The organism is Actinomadura logoneensis, from assembly GCF_003428695.1.
GTDB classification, from domain to species: domain Bacteria; phylum Actinomycetota; class Actinomycetes; order Streptosporangiales; family Streptosporangiaceae; genus Spirillospora; species Spirillospora logoneensis.
In genome coordinates, this window is sequence record NZ_QURH01000772.1 from 1 (window position 1) to 3,986 (window position 3,986).

The 3,986-nt window shown below is 74.3% G+C and carries 2 protein-coding genes and 1 pseudogene; all 3 read left to right on the forward strand.

Translation table 11 applies throughout. The features are described 5' to 3' along the window. A pseudogene (locus tag DZF91_RS40470) lies at positions 1–1,096 on the forward strand (hypothetical protein); the annotation flags it as partial. Positions 1,097–1,621: 525 nt separating this feature from the next. Beyond that, entirely contained in the window at positions 1,622–3,310 is a 1,689-nt protein-coding gene (locus tag DZF91_RS27110; RefSeq protein WP_117359994.1) for a CTP synthase, read from the forward strand. After that, on the forward strand, positions 3,307–3,945 hold the full coding sequence (locus DZF91_RS27115; RefSeq protein WP_407920944.1) for an NUDIX domain-containing protein: 639 nt from the start codon (positions 3,307–3,309) through the stop codon (positions 3,943–3,945). The genes DZF91_RS27110 and DZF91_RS27115 overlap by 4 nt, the downstream gene beginning before the upstream one ends. Positions 3,946–3,986: the final 41 nt, after the last annotated feature.

The window sequence follows — 3,986 nt, forward strand, 5'->3', positions numbered from 1 at the left end:
CCAGCAGGAGCAGCAGGCCCGCGCAGAGGCGCAGGCCTCGGCCGGACGCGCCGAGGCCGCCGAGCGCCGCACCGCCGAGGCCGAGGCGACCGTCCGGCAGGCGATGACCCAGCGGGACCAGATGAGCGAGGCCCGCGACGACGCGCTGCGCGCCGTCGAGGACGCCGTCGCCGCCCGCCGCGCCGTCGAGGCCGAGCGCGACCGGATGACCGAGCAGGCCGGCGAGCTGTCTCGGGCGCTGGAGAGCGCCCGCGGCGAGCTCGCGCAGGTCCGCGCCAAGCTCTCCGAGGCCGAGATGCAGGCGCAGAACCTGCAGCACGCCGTCGCCGCCGCCGCCAAGGAGGCCGAGGAGGCCCGCAACCTCGCGCAGGCCGCCGAGACCCGGATGCGCGCCGCCGAGGCCCGCGCGAACGAGGCCGAGCGCCGCACCCAGGAGTTCGAGGTGCGCGCCAAGGCCGCCGAGAGCCGCGCCGCCGAGAGCGAGCGCCGCACCCAGGAGGCCGTGCAGCGGGTCGGCGAGGCCGACCGCCGCGGGCAGGCCGCCGAGACCCGGATGAAGGCCGCCGAGTCCCGTGCCGCCGAGGCCGAGCGGCGGCTCGCCGACAGCGACCGGCGCGCCGCGGAGGCCGAGCGCCGCGCGGACGCCTCCGAGGCCGAGCGCAAGCAGGCGCTGGACACCGCCGCGCAGAGCCTGGAGGCCGCCAAGAAGGCCGAGCGGGAGCGGGACACCGCCGCCGCCGCGCTGGAGGCCGCCGAACGGCAGCGCGAGGCCGCCGTCCAGGCGCAGGCCCGGTCCGAGTCCGAGCTGACCATCGCCCGGGGCCGCGCCGACACCGCCGTCCGCGAGCGCGACCAGGCGTCCGCCGCTATGCGCCAACTGGCCACCGAGCGCGACGCGATCGCCGAGAAGCTCGCCGAGCGCGACCAGTGGGTCGACCAGCTCGCGCAGGCCGTCACCGAGCAGCGCGCGCAGATCGCCGAGCTCGCCCAGGAGCGCGACGCCGCCAAGCAGGCGTCCGAGCAGGCCCGTGGCCTCATCGACGAGCTGACCCGCCAGCTCCGCACCATCATGCCCTCCGGAGCCCCACCCCGCTGACCCCATCCGCTCCGGTCGCCGCGGGCATGGGCGACGGTCCGTGCCTGAGCGGCGCCTGCGCGCCTGGACGGTCGCTGCCGACGTGCGCGGCGGTTCCGTGTCCGAGCGGCGGCTCCCTCGTCTACCGGCGGCTTCCCGTGTGGCAGTGGCTCTGCGCCCGAGGCTCGAGCGCCCTCTCGGGGGGGGCAGAGGGCGCTCAGTGGCCCGTACGGCGCCTCTCGGGCGTCCACGCGTCCGCTGGTCGGGGTTGGGGCTGTGCGGCGGCCTGGGGCGTAGCGGCGGCCCTGGGGAGGGTTCCGTTCGGCTGGACAGCCTGGTGAAGCGCCGGATCGCTGGTGTCCGGGCGGGGAGCGGGAGCGAGACGGGAGCGTTCCGGCTGCGGAGCGCCCCGATGTGGGGAGGGACACGCCTGGTCGGGGTCGTCCCGGATGTCGCGCGGTCGGCGGGTGATATTCTGGTGGCCCGTGGACAGTGCGGTACCGATTTCCGGTTCATCCGCCTCGTATCGACCACGGGAGAGTCTTCTTGCCTTCGGCCACCACTGGTAGCTCGCGTCCTACCAAGCATCTGTTCGTCACCGGCGGTGTCGCCTCGAGCCTCGGCAAGGGACTGACCGCGTCGAGCCTGGGACGCCTGCTCGCGCTCCGCGGCCTCCGGGTCACCATGCAGAAGCTCGACCCCTACCTCAACGTCGACCCCGGAACGATGAACCCCTTCCAGCACGGCGAGGTGTTCGTCACCGACGACGGCGCGGAGACCGACCTCGACGTCGGCCACTACGAGCGCTTCCTGGACACCGAGCTGCACGGCTCGGCGAACGTGACCACCGGCCAGGTGTACTCCAACGTCATCGCCAAGGAGCGGCGCGGCGAGTACCTCGGCGACACGGTCCAGGTCATCCCGCACATCACCAACGAGATCAAGGACCGCATCCGCGGGATGGCCGACGGCCAGGAGGTCGACCTGGTCATCACCGAGGTCGGCGGCACGGTCGGCGACATCGAGTCGCTGCCCTTCCTGGAGGCCGTCCGGCAGATCCGGCACGAGATCGGCCGGGACAACTGCTTCTTCCTGCACGTCTCGCTGCTGCCCTACATCGGGCCGTCCGGCGAGCTGAAGACCAAGCCGACCCAGCACTCGGTGGCGGCGCTCCGCTCGATCGGCATCCAGCCGGACGCGATCGTCTGCCGGTCCGACCGGCCGATCACCGACGGGCTGAAGCAGAAGATCAGCCTCATGTGCGACGTGGACCGCGAGGCCGTCGTGTCGGCCGTGGACGCCGCCAGCATCTACGACATCCCGAAGGTGCTGCACGCCGAGGGCCTGGACGCCTACGTGGTGCAGCGGCTCGGGCTGCCGTTCCGGGACGTCGACTGGGGCTCCTGGGACGAGCTGCTCCAGCACGTCCACAAGCCGTCCCGCGAGGTCACGATCGCGCTGGTCGGCAAGTACATCGACCTGCCGGACGCCTACCTGTCGGTCACCGAGGCGCTGCGGCACGGCGGGTTCGGCAACGACGCCCGGGTGAACATCCGCTGGGTCAAGTCCGACGACTGCGAGACCCCCGAGGGCGCCAAGCGCGAGCTGGACGGCGTGGACGGCGTGCTGATCCCCGGCGGGTTCGGCGTGCGCGGCATCGAGGGCAAGCTCGGCGCGATCCGGCACGCCCGGGAGAACCGCGTCCCGCTGCTCGGCATCTGCCTGGGCCTGCAGTGCATGGTCATCGAGGCCGCCCGGAACCTGGGCGACCTGCCGGACGCGGGCAGCGCCGAGTTCGACCCGGCCACCGAGCACCCGGTCATCGCGACCATGGCCGACCAGCTGGACGTGGTGTCCGGCGAGCGGGACATGGGCGGCACGATGCGGCTCGGCCTGTACCCGGCCGACCTGGCCGAGGGCTCGATCGTCCGCGAGCTGTACGGCGAGGCCAAGGCCTCCGAGCGGCACCGCCACCGCTACGAGGTCAACAACGCCTACCGCGACCGGATCGAGGAGACCGGGCTGCGCTTCTCCGGGCTCTCCCCGGACGGCCGCCTGGTCGAGTACGTCGAGCTGCCGCGCGAGACGCACCCGTTCTTCGTCGGCACCCAGGCGCACCCGGAGTTCCGGTCCCGCCCGACCCGCCCGCACCCGCTGTTCACCGGGCTGGTCGGCGCCGCGATCGAGTACGCCGCCGCGCGCGGCGCGGGCACGACCGCGCCGGCCGCCGAGTGACGGGGTTCGGCGCCGGGGACGTCCGCGACGTCCCCGGGCGCTGGCCCACCGAGGACGCCGCGGAGGTGTTCGCCGGGCACGTCTTCCGGGTCCGGCGCGACCGGGTGCGGATGCCGAACGGCGACGACTCCGAGCTCGTGGACCGGGACGTGATCGAGCATCCCGGCTCGGTCGGCGTCCTCGCCCTGGACGGCGAGGGCCGCGTCCTGCTGCTGCGCCAGTACCGGCACCCCGTCGGGCGCTACCTGTGGGAGGCCCCCGCCGGGCTGCGGGACAAGGCCGGCGAGCCGCTGCACGTGCTCGCCGCCCGCGAGCTGCTGGAGGAGTCGGGGTACCGGGCCGGGCGCTGGGACGTCCTGGTGGACCTGTTCCCGTCCTCGGGGATGTCGGACGAGCGGACCCGGATCTTCCTGGCCCGCGACCTGGTCCGGGTGCCCGACGAGGAGATCGACTTCGAGCGGGTGCACGAGGAGGCCGACATGCCGGTGGTGTGGGTGCCGCTGGCCGAGGCCGTCCGCAAGGCCCTGAACGGCGAGCTGCACAACATGATCGCCGTGACCGGGGTGCTCGCCGCGCACGCCGCGAGCGCCGACGGCTTCGCCGCCCTGCGCCCCGTGACCGCCCCGGAGGACTGAGCCGCCCACCGCGCCCCGCGCGCCCGGCGTCCACCGCGCCC